Source organism: Nocardioides psychrotolerans (assembly GCF_900113685.1).
Taxonomy (GTDB): Bacteria; Actinomycetota; Actinomycetes; order Propionibacteriales; family Nocardioidaceae; genus Nocardioides; species Nocardioides psychrotolerans.
On the sequence record NZ_FOQG01000004.1, the window covers coordinates 1 to 18,201 of the forward strand.

The window sequence follows — 18,201 nt, forward strand, 5'->3', positions numbered from 1 at the left end:
GGCTGCCCTGGCCCAGATCGCCGGCACCTGCCCCATCCCAGCGTCCTCAGGCAACACCGTGCGCCACCGGCTCAACCGCGGCGGCGACCGGCGCCTGAACTGGGCCCTGAACACCGTCGTGCTCACTCGCATGCGCACCGACCCAGCCACCCGCGACTACGTCGCCCGGCGCACCGCGGAGGGCAAAACCGGCCGAGAGATCCGACGCTGTCTCAAGCGCTACACCACCCGCCAGATCTACCGGACCCTCAACGCCGCGGCTGCTCCCGACCGACCTGCTTCGGCCGCTTGACAGCACATAGAAGCATCCCAGGTTCTCGGCCGTTCCTATACGGGGTACGGCTCTCGTTGAGGGCAGCGTCGTGGACTTGCTCGTACTCGATGGGCGGGACGTTTCCCAGGGTTCCGTGCAGGCGTCGGTTGACCAATCGACCTGACTTTTTTCAGGCTAGCCCGGATCGTTCACGGGCCTGCGGCGTGATCGGCGTGTAGAAACACGCAAGTGCCTACCCAGCAGGGGAACCTTGGGTTCACGACGACGCAAGATCTCCAACGTGGAAGGCACTCCGTAGGTCAAGCGTACGTCGCGGTGTGCTGGCTTGTCCGTAACCGCTGATGGTGTCGGCGTGGTGGCCCACGCGGGCAGTCTCGGACTCCGTCTCCTGGCCGACCGCACCGGCCTGACCAACGAGCTGTCCAAGGCGAAGACGCGTTGCTCGTTCGCTCCCGTCCACGACCGTGGCCGGGAGCTGGTCGACGTCGCGGTGATGATCGCTGATGGTGGTGAGGCGATCACCGACATCGACGTGCTGCGGCATCAGTCCAGTGTTCTCGGCCCGGTCGCGTCGCCACCGACGGTGTGGCGCACCCCGGACGAAGTCATCCCGGGCCGGTTGCAGAAAATAGCCACGGCGCGGGCCCGGGTCCGCCGCCATGTCTGGCACAGCTCCTCGGCGGGCTGCCCGCGTCCAAGGCCGCAGGGACCGACCTTGGCTCCACGGTGGTGCTCGATGTCGACGCCACCATCGTGATCGCGCACAGTGAGAAAGAGAACGCTTCGCCAACGTTCAAGAAGACCGTCGGGTTCCACCCGCTCGGCGTGTGGTGTGACTGTGAGAATGAGCGTGCGCCGTACAGAACAAGGTCCGTGGCCGCCGGGTGGAGTACCGCGTCGGGTTTGCGGTCACCGAGAAGGTCCGCGACGCGATCAAGCTGGTGCCCAAGCAGATCTGGACGCCCGCGTCCGATGCCGACGGCGGGATCCGTGAGGGTGGCGACGTCGCGGAACTGACCGGGCTGCTGGACCTGTCCGGCTGGCCGGAAGGGATGCGGATCATCGTGCGCCGCGAACGACCCCACCCCGGCGCCCAGCTCTCCTTGTTCGAAGAATGTGACGGCTGGCGCTACCAAGCGATCGCCACCAACACCCCCGAGCAGCCCGGCGTCCAGTTGGCCTTCTTGGAAGCCCGACACCGCGCCCACGCCCGCGTCGAAGACCGCATCCGGCACGCCAGAGACGCCGGCCTCGGGCAGGTTCCGTCGAGGGAGTTCAAGATCACCCAGGCCTGGCTGATGGCCACGACCATCGCCGCTGACCTGAGCGCGTGGACCAGGTTGCTCGCGTTGACCGGTGCTGCCGAGGTCCTCGCTGGCTGTGAGCCCAAAGCGCTGCGCTACCGGTTCCTCCACGTCCCGGCCCGACTCACCCACGGTGCCCGCCGGCGACGACTACGGGTGCCGGAGTCCTGGCCGTGGGCGGCCGCGATCGCAGCGGTCTTCGCGAACATCGCAGCGATCCCACCACCAGCCTGACCACGCCCGTCCGCCCACGACATCACGACCCGGAGAACCGCAGCCCGGCAGCGCCAGCCGGCCCAACGACGTACCCGAGATCAGTCGTCATGCTTTTCGCAGAGTCCACCCCACCGAGATCGACGCAGCGCCACGCTCATGAATCACCGCTGGTGCCGATTGCTACAAGCAGTGGAAGGGCCCATGAAGGCAGAGTCGTTGACCGACCTGGTCTACGAGCTACGAGCACCTCGAACGCGCTTGAAGAGCGTCCAGCGGACGGAGTGCGCACACGGTGCACGGCGGTCGTGAGAATTGCCTGCGCCAGAGCCTCGTCGCGCTTGCCGCCGCCGGTCCCCTGAACGGCTGCGACACACTTGACAGAGCAAAGGTGCTGTTTGAGACCACCTCCTGTGATCATCGCCAAGGCAACCGAGGTCAGTGATCTGGCCGCTAGCGCCTTCGCCGCCAGGTTTTACGCCGTGGTTGCCTCGGCGCAACCGATCGGGCAGGCGCTGCGCCAGGGCGCGGTCGTGCTGGACCTCATGGGCCTGTACGGGGGCTGGAAGCCCAACGTGCTCTCCCGGACCGACGTCACCGTCGACGATCTGGTCTTTGTGCAGGTCCCCATCGAGTAGCAGCTGCCAGTACTCGTCCGTTCCACCCGGCGTTCGCCATCTGGGCGCTGCTCGTTCAACCGCCGCTGCTGAGATGTTGCGCATGACTGACTCGAGGCGTCCTGAGGCAAGCCGGCGACAGGTGATCAAGACGGGCGGCGCGGCCGCCGGGCTCGCGGTCGCGGGCTCGCTGCTTCCCCCGTCCATGCACCGCGCGATGGCGGCGCCGATGCGGGCGGGCGGCCTCGGCGCGATCGAGCACGTCATCCTGCTGATGCAGGAGAACCGGTCCTTCGACCACTACTACGGCAATCTGCGCGGTGTCCGTGGGTACGGCGACCGCACGCGGCTGCGGCGCCGTGTCGGCAGTGACGTGATGCACCAGCCGGTTGGCCCCGCTGGCCAGGTGCTCCCGTTCTCGGTGCGAGAGGCAGCGGTCGCCGCAGGACGGCCGGCCACCGACATCCAGTACCTCGGCGACCTCCCGCACGGATTCAGCGACGCGACCCTGGCATGGGCGGACGGCTGGTGGGACGGCTGGGTGCCGGCGAAGGGCGCGGCCACGATGACCTACTACGACCGGGACGACGTGCCGCTGCAGTACGAGCTCGCCGAGACGTTCACCACCTTCGACGCCTACCACTGCTCGGCGTTCGGATCGACCAACCCCAACCGCAACTACTTCTGGAGCGGTACGACGGGCTACGAGCCCGACGGCGTGCGTCGCGCTGTGACCAACGCCGCGTATAGCTACTCCCACGGGGGATATGACTGGACGACTTACCCCGAGCGCCTCGAGCAGGCCGACGTGTCGTGGCAGATCTACCAGGAGTGGGACAATTTCACGGATAACGCCGTGGAGTACTTCCTCCCGTTCAAGCGGATCGGCACCAAGATGCTGGCCCACGTCGACGGCAGCTACCGCACGACCGAGGAGTTCTACGACTCGCTGCACGTGAAGCCGGCTGCCGAACAGGACCGGCTGCTGGCGCAGCTCGAGGAGGGCCGCGCCGCGCTCTCCGCCGAGGAGCGGTCCCTGTTCGACAAGGCGATGTACCGCAGCCGGCCCGGCACCCTGCTGACGCGCGTGCGTGACGACCTCGCCGCTGGCACCCTGCCCAAGGTCACCTGGCTAGTCCCCACCGCGGCGCTGTCCGAGCACCCAGGCGCCTCGACCCCGGTCGGCTCGGCCAACCTGATCTACGACCTCCTCGACATCGTCGCCTCTGACCTCGACACCTGGTCCAAGACGGCGACCATGATCAACTTCGACGAGAACGACGGCTTCTTCGACCACGTGCCGCCGCCCGTGGCGCCGCGGCCGGCCTCGGGCAACGGCAACGACTGGTACCTCGGCCAGCCGATCGGCCTCGGGCCGCGGGTGCCGATGACGATCGTGTCGCCGTGGACGATCGGCGGGCACGTCGACTCCTCCGTTGCCGACCACACCTCGACGCTACGGTTCCTGGAGAAGTGGACCGGCGTCGCCGAGCCGAACATCTCGGCGTGGCGTCGCGCCGTGTGCTCGGACCTCACCTCCGCCTTCGACTTCACCCGGACCGGCAGCCCGCCCTCCCTCAGCCAGCCCGACTCCGTACCCGCCCCGGTCTCCCGATGGCGGCCGGTCCCGCCCGCCGACCAGGAGCTGCCCGAGCAGGAGACCGGCCGCAGCGGTTCGCGTCGGCTGGCCTACTCCCCGACGATGTCCGCCGGGCTGACAGGCGGGGTCCTGCGGCTCCGGCTCGGCAACACCGGGTCAGAGGACCTGGCCGCCCACGTCTACGGCTTTGCCGGCGAGCTGCAGCGGCCCGAGCACCTCCTCGTGCCCGCGGGGGAGCAGCAGGAGCTGGCCGTAAGGCCGGCGATCGGGCGCTGGGACCTCGCGGTCCAGGGCCCGAACCAGTACTGGTACGAGCTGGCCGGCAGCCTCTCCGGGGCGGCCGCAGGTGTCGACGTCCGGCAGTCCACCCGCGCCCGCCGCTCCAGCGTCGAGTTGACGCTCACCAACGAGGGCAGCGCGCGAGTCATCCTCACGGTGCGTCCGCTGGCCTACGCCGGCGCCACCGTGAAGGTGAAGCTCGCGCCCGGGGGAAGCCGGGAGATCGCGTGGGCCACCGACCGCGGCTGGTACGACGTTGAGGTCGTCGCCGCCGAAGACGCGACCTTCCGTCGCCGTGTGACTGGCAGACTGGAGACCTCGTCCAGGGGCGTCACCGCCTGACCGAGGCACGTCCGCTGCGCATGAGACCTGAACCGGACGTGCCCGGTCGTTGAGTCGGGCTGCACCAGAGGAAAGCCCGACACCCAGGAACACCAGCGGCGGCCCTTGTCGGCGATCAGTCGTCGACGTCGTTCGAGCAAGCCTCCGTTGGGGGATCCATGACTGGGCATCGCGGCGGTCCCGGCACACGAATCTGCGCCGGGACATCTGGGCACGAGTGGAGCCTTGCGTGGACGTCGTTTCGGTGGCGCATCGGCCACGACCTCGGGGTCGCTTGCACCATGGCCAAGCTGCCCAGGGGCCGGAGCCAGACCGTCCTGTTCTCATCGACCGGGGTAAGCAGGCTCCAACCGACTCCACAGCGGGGCGGGTCATATCGACGAGGGTGCGGGGGTCGGGAGATCGAGGGCAACCTGCGGTCCGGTGATGGTGGCTGTGCCGCCGTGGGCCTCGGCTACGGCCTGGACCAGGGCGAGGCCGAGCCCTGTGCCGCGGGTGGTTCGGCTGGTGTCGGCGCGGGTGAATCGGTCGAACGCCTGGTCGACGAACTGGGCGGGGAACCCAGGGCCGTCGTCGCTGACAGCGAGCCGGATCCGTTCGTGGGTTCCGTTGGTGGTGGCGGCGGCGGTGGCGGTGGCGGTGGCGGTGGCAGTGGCGGTCATGCGGATGGTGCCTTCGCCGTATCGCAGAGCGTTGGAGACGAGGTTCGCCAGGGCGAGCTCGAGCCAGTGCTGGTTCCCCGCGATGGTCAGGCCAGTCGTGGTGGGCACTGTGAGGCGTCGCCCCTCCGCGTTCGCTTGCCCGGCGAAGCGGCTGGCGACGTCGATGAGGAGCAGGTCGACATCGACAGGGTCGTGCGAGGCCTCGCCGGAGACGCGCAGCTCTTCGAGGTCTAGGAGGGCGTTGGAGAGCGTGATGAGCCGCTCGACCTGGCTGCGCAGGGACTCGAACGCGGTCGCGGTCTCGGCGTCGCCACGGGGCCGCAGCAGGGCCACCTCGAGCTCGGTGCGCATCAGCGCAAGCGGTGACCGCAGCTCGTGAGAGGCGTCGGCAAGGAACTGTCGTTCGCGCTCGTTGGCCTGCCGGATGCGTTCGAGCAGCGCGTTGAAGGTGTGTCCCAGGCGAGTGACCTCATCATCCTTACCTGTAGCGACGGGGAGCAGCGGCGCCCCGTCGGCCTTCTCGGCGGCGAGGCGGTATCTCTCGACCGGGTTGAGGGCTGCCCGGGCGGTTCCGTAGCCGACGAGCGACGCGACGATCAGGGTGGCCAGGTCGGCGATGGCGAGCTGGAGCAGCAGCTCACGGAGTGCTTCGTCGTGCTTGTTCTTGCTGATGGCTGAGGCGACCACGACGGTGCCGTCCGGGGCGTCGACCCGTGCAACGACCACCTCGTAGGGGTGGTCGGTGGGAGGGATGAGGTTGCCGACGTCCTCGCGAACCTCGGTGCCGGCCACCGCCCGCGCGATCGCGTCCGGAGCGGCGAGCCGGGTCCTCGCATTTCCGGCGATTACGCGCCCTTGCGGGTCGTAGACCTGGTAGCTCTGCCCGGGTGTGCCGGTCGGTGGCGTGGCACCGGCGGCGATCGCGCGTCGGACGACTTGCTGGTAGGCGTCGAGGTCCTGGTCAAGTTGTCGGTTCAGGGCGTATCCGACGCGCCAGAACACGAAGGCTCCGGCGATCAGCAGCACGGCGGTCATGGTCACGGCGACGGCCAGCACCAGGCGGGTGACGATGGGTCGGTCGCCGATAACGCGGCGCCACAGCGTGATCATTCCTGCGTCATCCTCGGGTCTTTTCCATCCGGTATCCGACGCCTCGCAGGGTGCGGATCGTGACCAGATCGGACGATCCGAGCCGGTTGCGGAGCCGCGACATGTGCACGTCGAGGGCATTGCTGCGGATGTCGACCTCACCGACCCATACGTCGTCGTAGAGCCGGGCCCGGCTCACGACGTGGCCGCGGCTCTCCATCAGTGAGGTGAGCAGCGCGAACTCGCGGCGAGACAGCGTGACTTCAGTGCCGGCGACATAGGCACGTTGCTCGAGCGGGTCCAGGGTGATGTCGCCGACCACGAGTCGATGGTCCGCGTCGGGATCGAGACGGCGACGAATGGCCCGCAGACGCGCATGAAGTTCCTCGAGCGCGAACGGTTTGACAAGGTAGTCATCGGCCCCCGCCTCGAGACCGGCGACGCGTTCGGGGACGGCGCCGCGGGCAGTCAGCATCAGGATGGGGATGTCGTTGCCCTCGCGGCGCAGCTGCTTGCACACCTCGATGCCGCTCAGTCCCGGCAACATCAGGTCGAGCACCACCGCGTCGACGTCGAGCGCGCGGGCTGCGGCGAGGCCACTGGGCCCGTCGAAGCATCCGACGGTAGTGACGCGCTGGTCGGCGAGGTAACTGGCGATGAGCTCGACCATCCGATGTTCGTCGTCGACCACCACCACGTGCATGCAGTCAGCGTAGGTGCGTGGCATCGCGTCTGCTGCGGGCAAGCCAGGTCTAGGGCCGCTGCACCGGCAAGGAGGCAGGCGAGGTCGGTCCGACGCCGGTCGCAGGCCGCAGCTGGAACGCCACCTCGTCGGCGCCGTCAGGCACCGATGTGGGAAGGGTCAGCGTGCCAGTGGACTGCTCCCGCAGGCTGTATGGAAAGGCGCCGAGGTTTCGACCTCCGGCCGTCGCGGTCAACGTGCCGGAGCACCCGTCACTCCCGGCCCCGCAGCTCACCTGCAACCCGACCCGGCCTTGGTCGTCGGGTGTCACAGAGGTGCTCGTGACGGTGAGCAGTGAGGGGAAGGAGACGTCCGTGGCGGTGTTGTCGCCGTTCGGGTCAAAGCACCCATCGAACTCGAAGACCGGGTTGGGGACCTCACGCCCGCGGGTGTCGGTCATGGTGAGGAAGCCGATGATCTTGCTGGGCCCCGTGACGGTGTAGCAGTCGTTGCTGTGCACGTTGAGCTCGAACTTGCCGTACCCCTCGGGCGGCAGCGGCATCTTCGGGTCGGTCCAACCGATCAGGCAGACCCAGTCGCCGCCGGGTCCGACGTCGGCCACGTCTGGCCCGTGCTTGTCGCACATGGCCTCGGCGTGGAGCGACTCAGGGGTGAGGTCGTCGCGGCCCAGGAGGCGTGCCTTCTCAACATAGAGGTTGGCGAAAGCAACCGGGAGCGACCGTTCGAGGCGGGCCTGGGTGACGCTGCTCCCATGGCCGCCGGCGGCGACGGCTGAGCCGAAGGCGACCGCGGCGATCAGGGCGATGAGGGTGCCTAGGATGATGCGGCGCATGGTGTTCAGCCTCCGGTGATGTCGCGACGGCGGAGCAGGACGAAGGCGGTTGCGAGCGAGGCGACGCACCAGCCTCCGCTGACGAGCAGGCCCTCGATGAGGGGCCCGGAGAAGCGGGGTTCGGTGAGGAGGCCGTGCCATGCCTCGAACGACGTGGTCACCAGGAACGGGCGGATCGCCTCGACGCCTCCGAGGGCACCGACCAGCTGCATCACCATCGCGAGGACCACGGGGGCCGCGATGCCGACGGCGGGGTTGCGCGACCAGACCGACAGCAAGATCGCCAGGCAGGTGAACGCGAGCATGGGCGGGAGCATCATCGCCCAGCTCGCGGCCACTAGCTGCAGGGCAGTGCCGGCGGGGATTGTCTGGCCGGAGAGCCCGATCAGCGGCTGGTGCCCGACAATCATCCAGCTCGACGCGATCGTGGAGACCGCGAGCAGGACAAGCACGAGGGTGGCGAAGGCGCCCGCGGTGATGGTCTTGGCCCAGAACAGACGGCTTCGACTGGTCGAGCGGGTCAGCACGGTCTTCCAGGTGCCGTGCTGGTCCTCGCTGGCGAAGACGTCGCCGGCGACGATGGCTGTGAGCAGAGGCAGGACCCACTGCGAGGCGAACCCGAGAACGAGCAGCGACAGGGCGAACCCGTTGTCGATGGCGAACCGTCCGAACAGGGTGTCCTTCGGCGGGCGGGACTGCCCGTGGATGACCACCACGATCGCGACGGGGGCCAGGACGGCGACCAGCAGGACGGCGCGGGCCCGATACTGCGCCCGCAGCTTGCGGACCTCCCACCGCAAAGCTGTGAGAGGACCGGGAAGGCGGCGGGCGACGTGGTCAGGCCCGACCGTGCGGACGGGAGCCGACTGCCCGGTCGTCATCGGCTGGGTGATCGGCTGGGTCATCGGAGTGTGTCCTGTAATTGCGCGGGGCGGTCCAAAGACTGGTGAGTGGGGTCGTCGGTAAGCATGAAGAACAGAGCCTCCAGCGGGGTCCGGGTCGGGGTGAGGGCGAGCAGGCCGATGTCGGCGGACACGAGGGATCCGACGTACGACGACACCTCGGTTGGCGGGCCGGTCACGATGAGCGCCGCTCCCGGGTCGCGCGCCACCGTGATCGCGAACCGGTTCTCGGCCAGCTTCAGCGCGCGTACGTCGTCGGTGGTCGCCAGCACGTGACCCGGATCAGGGGCCATCGTCCGGAGCTGAGCGATGGTGCCGTGGAAGGCGACCGTGCCGCGCGTCATGATCGTCACGTTGTCGCAGATCTCCTCGACCTCCTCCATGTCGTGGGAGCTGAGGAGCACCGTCAGACCGCGTCCGGCGAGCCGCTTCACCAACGCGCGCATGTCACGGATGCCCGCAGGGTCGAGTCCGTTGGCGGGCTCGTCGAGGACGAGCAGCCGTGGCTCGCGCAGCAGGCTGGCCGCGACACCCAGGCGTTGGCGCATGCCGTAGGAATAGCCGCCCACCTTCTGGTCGGCGCGTTCGGACATCTCCACGACGTCCAGCACCTCCTCGAGCAGGCCGGTCGGCGTACCGCCGTCCAGCAGCGCGAGGCCCTCCAGGTTCTGTCGACCGGTGAGGTAGGGGTAGAACCGCGGGCTCTCGATAAAGCCCGCGACCCCATCCAACACCCGGACCCCGGAGTCCTCCCACGTCTTGCCGAACACCCGTATAGTGCCCGCATCAGGACGGATCAGCCCGAAGAGCATCCGCAGGAACGTCGTCTTGCCGGCACCGTTCGGGCCGAGGACGCCGTACACCTCGCCCGCCGCCACGCGAACCGAGATGTCGTCGACGGCACGTAGGGACCCGTAGGTCTTGGTCACACCCTGAGCGTCCACGGCCAGTATGTCGTTCATGTCGTGGACGGTAGGAGCCCAACATTAAGGAAACATGACCGCGGACTCCGGCCCCGTCGGCGGGCCCCCGTTGCAGTCCCCGGGAGTCCGGTCGCCGCACGCCAGCGAGGGTGGCGCGACCGGCTGACGTCGCGCCACGCGGGGGAGAGCGCCGCGCGTGCTGCGAGCTGTGCGGTCGTGGTAAGCACGGCGTGTGGGCGCTGCGACGCCCTGGAAGGCCACGAAGACGCCGTAGGCGGTGGCGAGTCGGCGTTGGGGGACCAGGTCGGCGATCAGTGCCTTGACGCCGTCCACCCGCAGGGCGATTGCAGACGCCGACGTCGGAGGTCCAAGTCTGTCCGGCCTCCGCGCGAAAACCCGCGGAGCCCATTGCTTGTGCAGCAACGATAAGGGTGGGACAGGCGACGCCGAGAGCGCCAACTCCAGTTATCGCCGCCTTCACTGCGCCGAGAAGAGCGCGGTCACCAGCACGCCTCTTTCGTCAGGTGTCGTGCGTTCGGTGTTCCGGTGACCGTCAATGTCGATGCAGGACCCGCCGAGTAGGTCATGGGATACCTTGCGGGTCAGGTTCACTACTGGGATGGGGCCAGGTTGTGCCGGACAACGAGCCGGGATCTTTCGAGTTGCGCGCACTCGTCGCGCAAGCGCGACTTGCGGTGGCCGCCTGCGACGCCTCCGGAAGCCTCGTCATGTTCAGCCCAGCACTGGAACGGATTTTCGGCTGGTCGTTCACGGAGTTGACCGAGAGTCAGCTCTTCGACGCCATCCCACTCCTCACCGCCGACGGCAAGACGCCCCTACCGCCGGAGGACCGTCCTCTGACTCGCGCCCGACACGGCGAGGTCGTCTCCGACGCGGTGGTGGCCGCAGACACCGCCGATGGACGCCGCATCCACCTGCGTTGCAACGCCGCCCCGTTGCGGGACGAGGGCGGAACCAACCGCGGTGCCGTGCTCTGGGTGCAGAACATCACCCTGGAGACCGCCGGTCGAGTCGAGCAAGAAGAGCTGCGGCACCGGCTGATCGACACCGTGAACCACGAGTTCCGCACCCCCCTGACCAAGCTCATGGGCCACCTGGAGATCCTCGACGACTCATCCGATGAGTTGCCGGTAGATGCCCAGTGGTCGGTCGGGGTGGCGCAGGAGGCCGCGACCGAGCTGAGCGATCTGGTTCTGCGGGTCTCCGGGTTGGCCGATCTCGGCTCCCACGCAAAGCTGAATCTGACCGACTGCAACCTGGCCGGGCTCCTGCGTGATGTCGCCCACCAGTTCGCCCCGGTCCTCGCCGCCCGCGCCGTTGGCCTCGACGCCGACCTCTCCGATCGGGTCACGGCCACCCTGGACCCTGGCGAGATCACCCAGGCGGTCGTGGAGTTGCTCGCCAACGCTGGGCAGTTCGCGCCACCAGGCTCCCGGGTGAGGCTCGGACTCCAGGTGACGCCGCCGTCGCTAGAGGTGAGTGTTATCGACCAAGGGTGCGGGATCCCCGCCCGAGACCGCGATCGGCTGCTGCAACCGTTCGAGCGGGGCAGCCACCCCGGGCAGAAGACCAACAGCAAGGGGCTGGGCCTCGCCATCGCCCAGACCATCGCGGCTGCGCACGGAGGGACCCTCACCATGCGGGACAACGACCCCACCGGCCTCGTCGTGACACTCTCCCTCCCCCAGGAAGGGCGCCCGTGGTGAGGCTGAACTGGCGCTGCACACCAGCACACTCGACGTCCACGGCTACCACCAGGACGGGTCGCCGTTGGCCGAGGCCCGGGGTGAGCGGACCCCTGACCGGGATCGGGTAGGACTACGCCGACACCAAGGCCGAGGGCGAACGCCATCGGATTGGGGCAAGACTGCCCGAGAGCTCGACTACCAACCAGGCGACCTCGACCGTGCCATCAGCGACGCAGCCCGGTGGTACGACGTACGCATGCCAGTCTCCTCGACATGTTCACTGCATCGAAGAGTCACCCGTCGCCCAGCCCGTTGAACAATCCCTCGCCACCGTCCTTCTGGATCGACGCGGCCTGGGTCATCATCGGCAGCCTGCTCCTCGGTGGTCTCACGTCCCTTGCTCAAGGTGTGTTGCCGGACTCGCTGCGATCCTTCGCACAGGGAACTGACCCTCGGGGTGGACGCTGCTCACGGTCATCATGATCGCCGTTCGGCGTCCGAGTCTCTGGCCCGCTGCCTGCCTGGGCGCCGTGAGCTTCGTGTGCCTGGACCTGGGCTACACCGCTGCTTCCGAGCTCCGCGGTCTGAGCTACGACCCGTTGTTCTGGGGTGCGGTCGGCCTGATTGCCGGTCCGGCAATCGGCTGGTCGACCTCGGCCGCCTTCGATGCCGGGCCGTTCCTCAGCGCCACGGGGTCATCACTTATTGCTGGGGTCGCGCTCACCGATGCCTTCTACGGGTTGACGGTCGTCGCTGACACGACAGTCCCGTGTACTGGTCGATCGCCGGCGTGGCGGGGGTGATCTTCCTGGGCCTCGTGGCTTTCCGTCGGCAGCGCGCGTGGAGGTTCGTGGGCCTGCAGGTCGCCCTGACCTTGATGTGGGTCAGCCTCGGGTCTGCGGCCTATGCCGTGCTGAACGGGATGTAGACCTCACGTGAGTCATTGGACTTGGTCACTCGACCAGTCCGCCGTTCGACGTACAGGAATCACCTAGCGGGGAGCGCCGTGGCGCGAGTTCCAGTCGATCAACGTCGCAACGACCTGGTGGAGGCCGCGTTCGGTGTCACGGCACAGACCGGGATCGCTCAAAGCGACCACCCGAGCGATCTGCGCTGAGGCCGGGGTCCGGCAGAGCGTCTTTCACTACTGCTTCAACTCGAGGAAGGAGCTCCTCCAGGAGCTCGTCAGGGTCGTCGTTACCGACATGACGGACGCAGCCAGTCGTGGGCGTGGGCGGCGGCAAAGGTCTCGAACGAGACCGGCAGGCGACTGGTGACGAGTGCGACGTCGTCGGTGAGGCCGTCGGCCCTGCCTAGCCGGGCGATGGTGTAGATCGCGGTGGTCACCGCGACCATGCCCCACGGCATGCCGAGGGTGTGGCGGGCGTGGCGTGCGTAGCGCAGGATCCCGGGGTTGGTGTAGTGGATGGGGCGTCCCAGCGTGGTGCTGAGGGTGCGGGCGACCTCGGTGTAAGTGAGCGCTTCGGGGCCGGTCGGGGTCCAGGCCCGGTTGCGGTGCTGATCGGGGTCGAGGAGAGCTGCGGCGGCGACGGCGGCGACGTCGGCGGCATCGACGAAGGAGGTGGCGCCGTGGCCGGCGGGCACCACAATCTCGTCTCGGTCGCGGATGTCGCTGAGGTGGGTGCCGGTGAGGTTCTGCATGAAGAACGATGCGCGGACGAAGGTCCAGGTGAGACCGGAGGCGCGCAGCCAGGTCTCGAGGGCGGCGTGGGGGAAGAGCGTGTTGTGTTCTGCTCCCTGCAGCGACAGCAGCACGACGTGTCGAACGCCTGCGGCCTTGGCTGCCTCCAGTGAGGGCAGCATCTGGGTCTTGGGTTTGCCCAGGTGCGGCGGGCGGAGCAGGAACATCCGCTCCACGCCCTCGTACGCCGCCGACCAGGTGGCTGGGTCGGTGAAGTCCAACAGCACCGGGTCGATCGGCAGCCCCGGGCCGGTCGCCTTGCCGCGGAGCTGGGCCAGGCCGGCGTCCGAGCCGGCACTGGCCCGGACAGGGACACCCGCCGCCACCAGGGCCTCGAGCAGGTGGGCGCCCACGTTGCCGGTCGCGCCGGTGACCAGGATCGGTGCGACACTCATGCATGTACGGTACATCCATGCGCGGCGGCGACCTGAAGCGACTCGATGTGGCGTTGCTCGCGCTGCGCCGGTTCGCCGATGCCCCCGCGTCCAGTGGCGGCTCGACCCTGGTCCACGGCAGCGAGCGGGTCGAGGTCTCGACCGTGCTGGTCGTCGACGCCGTGGCCCGCCGTGGCGCCGGCGAGGAGTGCAGCATCAGCACGGTCGCCGAGGAGCTGCGCGTCGCCCACTCGACGGCCAGCCGGCTCATCGACCGCGCGGTCCGGGTGGGCATGGTTCGGCGGACCCGATCGAGCACCGATCCGCGGCGTACGGTCCTCACGCTGTCGACCGCAGGATGGCAGCTGCAACGTGACGCCATCGCCTTCCGGACCGGTCGCCTGCAGGAGCTGCTGACGGACTGGACGGCAGATGAGGTCACGACCTTTACCCAGTTGTTGGAGCGCTTTGCCCGGAGCGCCCGTCCCGTCAACGAGAAGACGTCATGAAGGTCGCCGTCATCGGACGGACAGCCGCACCCGGGCCGACCTCGACCGGGTCCTGGCCGACACGGACGCTGTCGTTTCCGCGCTCGGGCCCATGGCCAAGGAGGGCAGCCTGCACACCGACACGGCCACGGTCCGGGTGGAGGCGATGGGCGCGGCCGGCGTGACTCGGTCCGTCGGCGTCAGCGGTGCCGGGATGGACGTTCCCGGTGACCAAAAGTCGCTGTCGGTCAGGCTCATCTCCAGAGCCATCCAGACCCAGGGTGGCGAGGTGGTCAAGGACAAGCCCGCCGAGCACGCCGTCTATGCCGCCAGCGATCTTGACTGGACACTGGTCCGCCCACCCCAGCTGGTCGACGGCGACCCGACCGGACAGCTCGAGCACGACGCCCACCGATCGACCACGACCTCCGACGGGTGATCTCCGGCGGCAGGCGTGGATGGCCACTCGACCTCAAGCTGGCGACCGCAGGGGAGACGTTGGGCGCAGCGGCGCGGGGTGGGTTCAGAGGTGCGCGTCGCATCGACGCGCGGCCAGCACGGCGAGCGTGCGCGTGGTGCGGAGGAGCTCGTCGATGTCGACGTGTTCGCGAGGGCCATGGGCGAGACCTACGTCGCCGGGGCCGTAGTGAAGGGTGGGGATGTCGCCGATCCCGGCGTACAGGCGCAGGTCGCTCCCGTAGGGCGCAGCGCCAAGGGGAGCCTTCCGCCCCTCGGCGGCGCCGATTGCCGAGACGACCTCGGCCACCAGCCGGTGGTCGGTGTCGATGCGGCCGCTGGCGAACTGGCCGCCGGGCCAGGTGACCTCGACGGGGTGCTCACGCAGCCACGGGTCCCTGTCGCATGCCTCGGTCACCGCGCGCTCCAGGGCTCGGCGGGCCACTGCTGGCGGCTCGCCCAGGTGGACGCCGAGTCGTCCTGCGGCAACCAGGAGATCGGGGACGCTGCTGGCCCAGTCACCCGCCCGGACCGTCCCGATCGAGATGGGGTAGGGGAGTGGGTTGTCGGCATAGAGCGGGTCCGGGCGGGTGTTGCGGCGCCGTTCGAGTTCGACGAGGGCGGCGTGGACAGGCCAGAAGGCGTCGAGAGCACTGTGTCCGGACAGTCGGGTGCTGCCGTGGGTGGCGCGGCCCTCGACCCGCAGCTGGAAGGTCAGTGCGCCGGCATTGGCGACCACCACCTTGCCGCTGGTCGGCTCCGTGATGATCGCCGCGTCACCGCGGTGGCCTCGGAGCATGGTGGCGAAGGCGCCCAGGCCACCATCTTCTTCGCTGATGACCGCGTGCAGGGCGAAGGGACGTTCCAGGGCTACTCCGGAGTCGACCATGGCGCCTGCGACGGCCAGGTTTGCGGCGAGGCCTGCCTTCATGTCGCAGGCACCACGGCCGTGGACGGCGCCGTGGCGGACCTGGCCGCTCCACGGGTTCTGGTCGGCCCATCGGGCCAGGTCGCCGGTGGGGACGACGTCGACATGCCCCTGCAGGATCAGGGCCGGCATCCCCGTCGGTCCGAGGACGCCGACGACCCCGTAGCCCTCGGTCCGGGGTGCCTCGGTGCCCGGATGATCTGGGTGAGCGGCTAGCGCGTCGAGGTCGAGCTTCCAGGTATCCACGTCGAAACCGAGTGTTGCCAGGCGCCCGGCGTGCCGGTGCTGGAGGTCGGACTCCGCGTCGGTGCCCGTCACGCTCGGCACTTGGATCATCGACACCAGATCCTCGACGAGCGCGTGTTCGTCGATGGCGTCCAGGACGCGCAGCTCCGCGCGGGAGAGCTGGGGACGGGTCGTCGGGGTGAGGGCCACGGCGCTGACCGTAGCCAGGGAGTGGCTGCCAAGGAATAGCACGAAATGTGGGTTTGTAACATAGATTCTATGACGTGATGCATCCGCAGCAGCTGCGTGTCTTGGTCGCGATCCGGGACCGCGGGTCGCTGACGGGAGCCGCGCACGAGTTGGGGTACGGCGTCCCCACCATCGCTCACCACCTCGCTTCGCTCGAGCGGCACTTCAAGGTGCAGCTCGTGGAGCGTGACCGGCGCGGCGCCCGGCTCACCCCGTTGGGTGCCGTCCTGGTCGCCGAGGCGGAGGAGATCCTCGTGCGGCTGGACCAGGCCGAGCGGGTGGTGACTACGCAGCGTGACCGCGGCCTGTCGACCATCCGGGTCGGGACGTTTGCGTCCATCGGGTCCCAGCTGCTGCCGCGCGCCATACGGCTGCTCCGGGAGCGGGTCCAGGTGCAGGTCGAGGTCGTCGAGGCCGAACCCACGGAGGTCGTCCAGCTCCTGCGCGCTGGGGAGCTGAATGCCGGGCTGATCTACGACTCCGCCGATGATCCGGCCTTCGCAACCCCAGAGCTCGAGGTCGCCGTGCTGCTGGAGGAGCCCTATCAGGTGCTGATGGCTCGCGACAGCCCCTTCGCAGTGGGCTCGGAGATCGACCTGAGGGCACTCGCGGACGCCGACTGGATCTGCAGCCGCGACGAGAACGAGACCTCCGACCGGGTCTTGCGCCGCGCCTGCCACGCGGTGGGGATCAAGCCACGCGTCCTCATGCGCACCGACGACCTCAGCATGATCCACGGCCTGGTCGCTGAGGGTCTCGGCTGCACGCTCACCACGCAGGCTGCGCTGGACACCAGGTTCGCAGTCGAGGTTCGTCCCGCGATCCAGGATCTCGGCCTTCGCAGGACGTCCTTCGTCCGTCGCGCCACCGTGGTCCCTCGAGCCGTTGACGAGCTCCGTCACATTCTCGCTGGGCTATTGCCACGCGACACGCCAGGAGTCTGACGCTGGTCGTTGGGGCCGCTTGCGCCGCTGCTCTCGTCCTGTTGCGGGCAGGCGGTCGATGGCGGGTGCCGGTGACCAGTGCAAGTTCGACTCAAGGTTGCTTGCACGGACCGACGGATCAGGAGCCTGAGAGAAGCTCGTGGTCAGAACCCGACCGGCTGTTCTTCTCGAGGGTCCACGCTCGACGAGGTGCCTGTTGGACGGATGCGCCGTCTCGCCCTGCCACGTGAGGGGTACGGGCATGGGCCCACAGAAGCCGGCCTTCCGGCTTGCCATCGCGAATGACGACGCCGTAGTGCTCGCAGGAGCCGCCTCATTCCTCGCTGACCCGACCAGGTTCCGGTGCGCCACCGAGTTCGGGTTCGGCGAGGCACGGTGGGATCAGGCGCGGGCGAGCTCGACGACACTGCGGACGTCGGCCGCGAACCCGTCGGCTCCGATGGTGCGCCACAACTGCGGATCGTGACGGAAGGCGGCGCCGCCGACGATGATGCGAGGAGTGGCCGCGCAGCTCCCTCGGATCTGGGTGATCAGGTCGCGGGCCCCCGCGACGCATCCGCTCATGGTCACCGAGATGGCGACGAGGGTCGCCCGGTGGTGTTCGAGCGCCGAGACTATTGCGTCGTGCGGCGTGTTCGTTCCCATGAATCGCACGTCCCACCCGTCTGCCTCCAGGGCGTTGGCGATGATGCTGGCACCCACGACGTGCAGCTCGTCGACGACGCCGGTGACGACGGCGACCCTGCGGTGACTGCCGCTGTGGGTGAGGTCTTCGTGGATCACGCTGAGAATGAACTGCGTCGTGGCGGTGGCCATGTGTTCCTCGGCGATGGTGAGCTCAGTGGTCTGCCAGCGGCGGCCGACTTCGTAGAGCGCGCTCTGGAGGATGTCGACGTAGACATCAGGGGGTGACGCTCCACCGGATAGTGCCGCCCGCACGACGGCGAGCGCGTCCGTACGACGGCCGCTGACCGCCGCTGCCAGGTAGAGCCGGCACGCGGGTGAGAGCCAAACCCCATCAGCCGAGGTGAGGTCTCGTGGCGCGGTAAGTGCCTCGAGGCCCACACGCAGTGCGATCGCCACCGCTTCTGCCGCCGGCGGCGAGAGCCGACCCGCCAGCTCGTTGCGGATCGCCTCCAGGTTCTTGACGAGAAACTCGACAGCGATCCCGCGGGAGCCGAGGAGATCGCGGCACCAGAGCGCATAGTCGGCAAACGTGCTGGGATCGTCGAGGTCCACCGCCGCCTGCAGAAAGTCGATGTGCTGGCGGGGGTCCGCCACGCCGTGGGCCAGCGCCGGCTCGCCGTAGTGTTCGATCCAGTCGGGATGACGGGACAGACAGTCTTTCGTCACCTCGTGGGCCACCGCGTCGCGGAGGCGTCCCAG

General features: G+C 68.7%; 19 protein-coding genes and 1 pseudogene. 12 read left to right on the forward strand and 8 right to left on the reverse strand.

Going from position 1 to position 18,201, the window contains the following annotated elements:
- From BM204_RS06000 to BM204_RS06015, 5 genes and pseudogenes are all read left to right on the forward strand, one after another.
- On the forward strand, positions 1-292 hold a 292-nt coding region (locus tag BM204_RS06000), incomplete at its 5' end, for a transposase (protein WP_143099667.1).
- Between the two features lie 334 nt (positions 293-626).
- Positions 627-1,031 (forward strand): hypothetical protein, encoded by a 405-nt coding sequence (locus BM204_RS23625; RefSeq protein WP_256215540.1) that lies wholly within the window; start codon positions 627-629, stop codon positions 1,029-1,031.
- A 124-nt stretch (positions 1,032-1,155) separates the two neighbouring features.
- Positions 1,156-1,812, forward strand: a pseudogene (locus BM204_RS23630) (transposase); the annotation flags it as partial.
- 392 nt (positions 1,813-2,204) lie between these two features.
- Positions 2,205-2,429 (forward strand): hypothetical protein, encoded by a 225-nt coding sequence (locus tag BM204_RS06010; protein WP_091111272.1) that lies wholly within the window; start codon positions 2,205-2,207, stop codon positions 2,427-2,429.
- A gap of 82 nt (positions 2,430-2,511) precedes the next feature.
- Positions 2,512-4,629 (forward strand): phosphocholine-specific phospholipase C, encoded by a 2,118-nt coding sequence (locus tag BM204_RS06015; RefSeq protein WP_174813028.1) that lies wholly within the window; start codon positions 2,512-2,514, stop codon positions 4,627-4,629.
- A gap of 371 nt (positions 4,630-5,000) precedes the next feature.
- Here the strand turns inward: BM204_RS06015 and BM204_RS06020 are convergent, their stop codons facing one another.
- Genes BM204_RS06020 through BM204_RS06040 form a run of 5 tightly spaced genes read right to left on the reverse strand, consistent with a single transcriptional unit; the run spans position 5,001 to position 9,779 of the window.
- Positions 5,001-6,401 carry a sensor histidine kinase gene (locus BM204_RS06020; RefSeq protein WP_170259227.1) on the reverse strand — a complete coding sequence of 467 codons (1,401 nt, stop codon included), beginning with the start codon at positions 6,399-6,401 and terminating at the stop codon, positions 5,001-5,003.
- Between the two features lie 7 nt (positions 6,402-6,408).
- Complete coding sequence (locus tag BM204_RS06025; RefSeq protein WP_091111686.1) at positions 6,409-7,083, reverse strand: response regulator transcription factor; 675 nt, start codon at positions 7,081-7,083, stop codon at positions 6,409-6,411.
- A 49-nt stretch (positions 7,084-7,132) separates the two neighbouring features.
- A complete protein-coding gene (locus tag BM204_RS06030) occupies positions 7,133-7,915 on the reverse strand; it encodes a hypothetical protein (RefSeq protein ID WP_091111277.1) in 783 nt (260 codons plus the stop codon).
- 5 nt (positions 7,916-7,920) lie between these two features.
- On the reverse strand, positions 7,921-8,820 hold the full coding sequence (locus tag BM204_RS06035) for a DUF2705 family protein (protein ID WP_091111279.1): 900 nt from the start codon (positions 8,818-8,820) through the stop codon (positions 7,921-7,923).
- Positions 8,817-9,779, reverse strand: coding sequence for an ABC transporter ATP-binding protein (locus tag BM204_RS06040; protein WP_091111281.1), 963 nt, complete (start codon positions 9,777-9,779; stop codon positions 8,817-8,819). The genes BM204_RS06035 and BM204_RS06040 overlap by 4 nt, the downstream gene beginning before the upstream one ends.
- A 593-nt stretch (positions 9,780-10,372) precedes the next feature.
- On the opposite strand from BM204_RS06040, the gene BM204_RS06050 reads away from it, so the two are divergent.
- The 4 genes from BM204_RS06050 (at position 10,373) to BM204_RS22535 (ending at position 12,377) form a co-directional block, all read left to right on the forward strand.
- Positions 10,373-11,467 carry a PAS domain-containing sensor histidine kinase gene (locus BM204_RS06050; RefSeq protein ID WP_170259226.1) on the forward strand — a complete coding sequence of 365 codons (1,095 nt, stop codon included), beginning with the start codon at positions 10,373-10,375 and terminating at the stop codon, positions 11,465-11,467.
- A gap of 354 nt (positions 11,468-11,821) precedes the next feature.
- On the forward strand, positions 11,822-11,932 hold the full coding sequence (locus BM204_RS23505) for a hypothetical protein (RefSeq protein ID WP_369675152.1): 111 nt from the start codon (positions 11,822-11,824) through the stop codon (positions 11,930-11,932).
- The gene (locus BM204_RS23510; RefSeq protein WP_091111285.1) at positions 11,929-12,252 is read left to right on the forward strand and encodes a DUF6518 family protein; all 324 of its coding nucleotides are present in this window, start codon (positions 11,929-11,931) and stop codon (positions 12,250-12,252) included. Before BM204_RS23505 ends, BM204_RS23510 begins: the two co-directional genes overlap by 4 nt.
- Positions 12,219-12,377 carry a hypothetical protein gene (locus BM204_RS22535; RefSeq protein ID WP_170259225.1) on the forward strand — a complete coding sequence of 53 codons (159 nt, stop codon included), beginning with the start codon at positions 12,219-12,221 and terminating at the stop codon, positions 12,375-12,377. Before BM204_RS23510 ends, BM204_RS22535 begins: the two co-directional genes overlap by 34 nt.
- 269 nt (positions 12,378-12,646) lie before the next feature.
- Here the strand turns inward: BM204_RS22535 and BM204_RS06060 are convergent, their stop codons facing one another.
- Positions 12,647-13,546, reverse strand: coding sequence for an NmrA family NAD(P)-binding protein (locus BM204_RS06060; protein ID WP_170259224.1), 900 nt, complete (start codon positions 13,544-13,546; stop codon positions 12,647-12,649).
- 17 nt (positions 13,547-13,563) lie between these two features.
- Here BM204_RS06060 and BM204_RS06065 point away from each other — a divergent pair, with 17 nt between their 5' ends.
- Complete coding sequence (locus BM204_RS06065; protein WP_170259223.1) at positions 13,564-14,034, forward strand: MarR family winged helix-turn-helix transcriptional regulator; 471 nt, start codon at positions 13,564-13,566, stop codon at positions 14,032-14,034.
- Complete coding sequence (locus BM204_RS06070) at positions 13,958-14,452, forward strand: NAD(P)-dependent oxidoreductase (RefSeq protein ID WP_091111289.1); 495 nt, start codon at positions 13,958-13,960, stop codon at positions 14,450-14,452. The genes BM204_RS06065 and BM204_RS06070 overlap by 77 nt, the downstream gene beginning before the upstream one ends.
- A gap of 84 nt (positions 14,453-14,536) precedes the next feature.
- Here the strand turns inward: BM204_RS06070 and BM204_RS06075 are convergent, their stop codons facing one another.
- Positions 14,537-15,832: an ArgE/DapE family deacylase gene (locus tag BM204_RS06075; RefSeq protein ID WP_246166371.1), complete on the reverse strand. Its 1,296-nt coding sequence runs from the start codon at positions 15,830-15,832 to the stop codon at positions 14,537-14,539.
- Between the two features lie 77 nt (positions 15,833-15,909).
- Here BM204_RS06075 and BM204_RS06080 point away from each other — a divergent pair, with 77 nt between their 5' ends.
- Positions 15,910-16,815, forward strand: coding sequence for a LysR family transcriptional regulator (locus tag BM204_RS06080; protein ID WP_091111691.1), 906 nt, complete (start codon positions 15,910-15,912; stop codon positions 16,813-16,815).
- Positions 16,816-17,196: 381 nt separating this feature from the next.
- Here BM204_RS06080 and BM204_RS06085 read toward each other — a convergent pair whose 3' ends face one another.
- Positions 17,197-18,180 (reverse strand): cobalamin B12-binding domain-containing protein, encoded by a 984-nt coding sequence (locus BM204_RS06085; protein WP_170259221.1) that lies wholly within the window; start codon positions 18,178-18,180, stop codon positions 17,197-17,199.
- Positions 18,181-18,201 lie beyond the last annotated feature (21 nt).

Excerpts from the sequence above, each read along its gene's own strand:
- BM204_RS06015 (WP_174813028.1), top strand. The coding sequence starts at position 2,512 with ATGACTGACTCGAGGCGTCCTGAGGCAAGCCGGCGACAGGTGATCAAG.
- BM204_RS06020 (WP_170259227.1), bottom strand. The coding sequence starts at position 6,401 with ATGATCACGCTGTGGCGCCGCGTTATCGGCGACCGACCCATCGTCACC.
- BM204_RS06025 (WP_091111686.1), bottom strand. The coding sequence starts at position 7,083 with ATGCACGTGGTGGTGGTCGACGACGAACATCGGATGGTCGAGCTCATC.
- BM204_RS06030 (WP_091111277.1), bottom strand. The coding sequence starts at position 7,915 with ATGCGCCGCATCATCCTAGGCACCCTCATCGCCCTGATCGCCGCGGTC.
- BM204_RS06035 (WP_091111279.1), bottom strand. The coding sequence starts at position 8,820 with ATGACCCAGCCGATCACCCAGCCGATGACGACCGGGCAGTCGGCTCCC.
- BM204_RS06040 (WP_091111281.1), bottom strand. The coding sequence starts at position 9,779 with ATGAACGACATACTGGCCGTGGACGCTCAGGGTGTGACCAAGACCTAC.
- BM204_RS23510 (WP_091111285.1), top strand. The coding sequence starts at position 11,929 with ATGATCGCCGTTCGGCGTCCGAGTCTCTGGCCCGCTGCCTGCCTGGGC.
- BM204_RS06060 (WP_170259224.1), bottom strand. The coding sequence starts at position 13,546 with ATGAGTGTCGCACCGATCCTGGTCACCGGCGCGACCGGCAACGTGGGC.
- BM204_RS06065 (WP_170259223.1), top strand. The coding sequence starts at position 13,564 with ATGCGCGGCGGCGACCTGAAGCGACTCGATGTGGCGTTGCTCGCGCTG.
- BM204_RS06070 (WP_091111289.1), top strand. The coding sequence starts at position 13,958 with ATGAGGTCACGACCTTTACCCAGTTGTTGGAGCGCTTTGCCCGGAGCG.
- BM204_RS06080 (WP_091111691.1), top strand. The coding sequence starts at position 15,910 with ATGCATCCGCAGCAGCTGCGTGTCTTGGTCGCGATCCGGGACCGCGGG.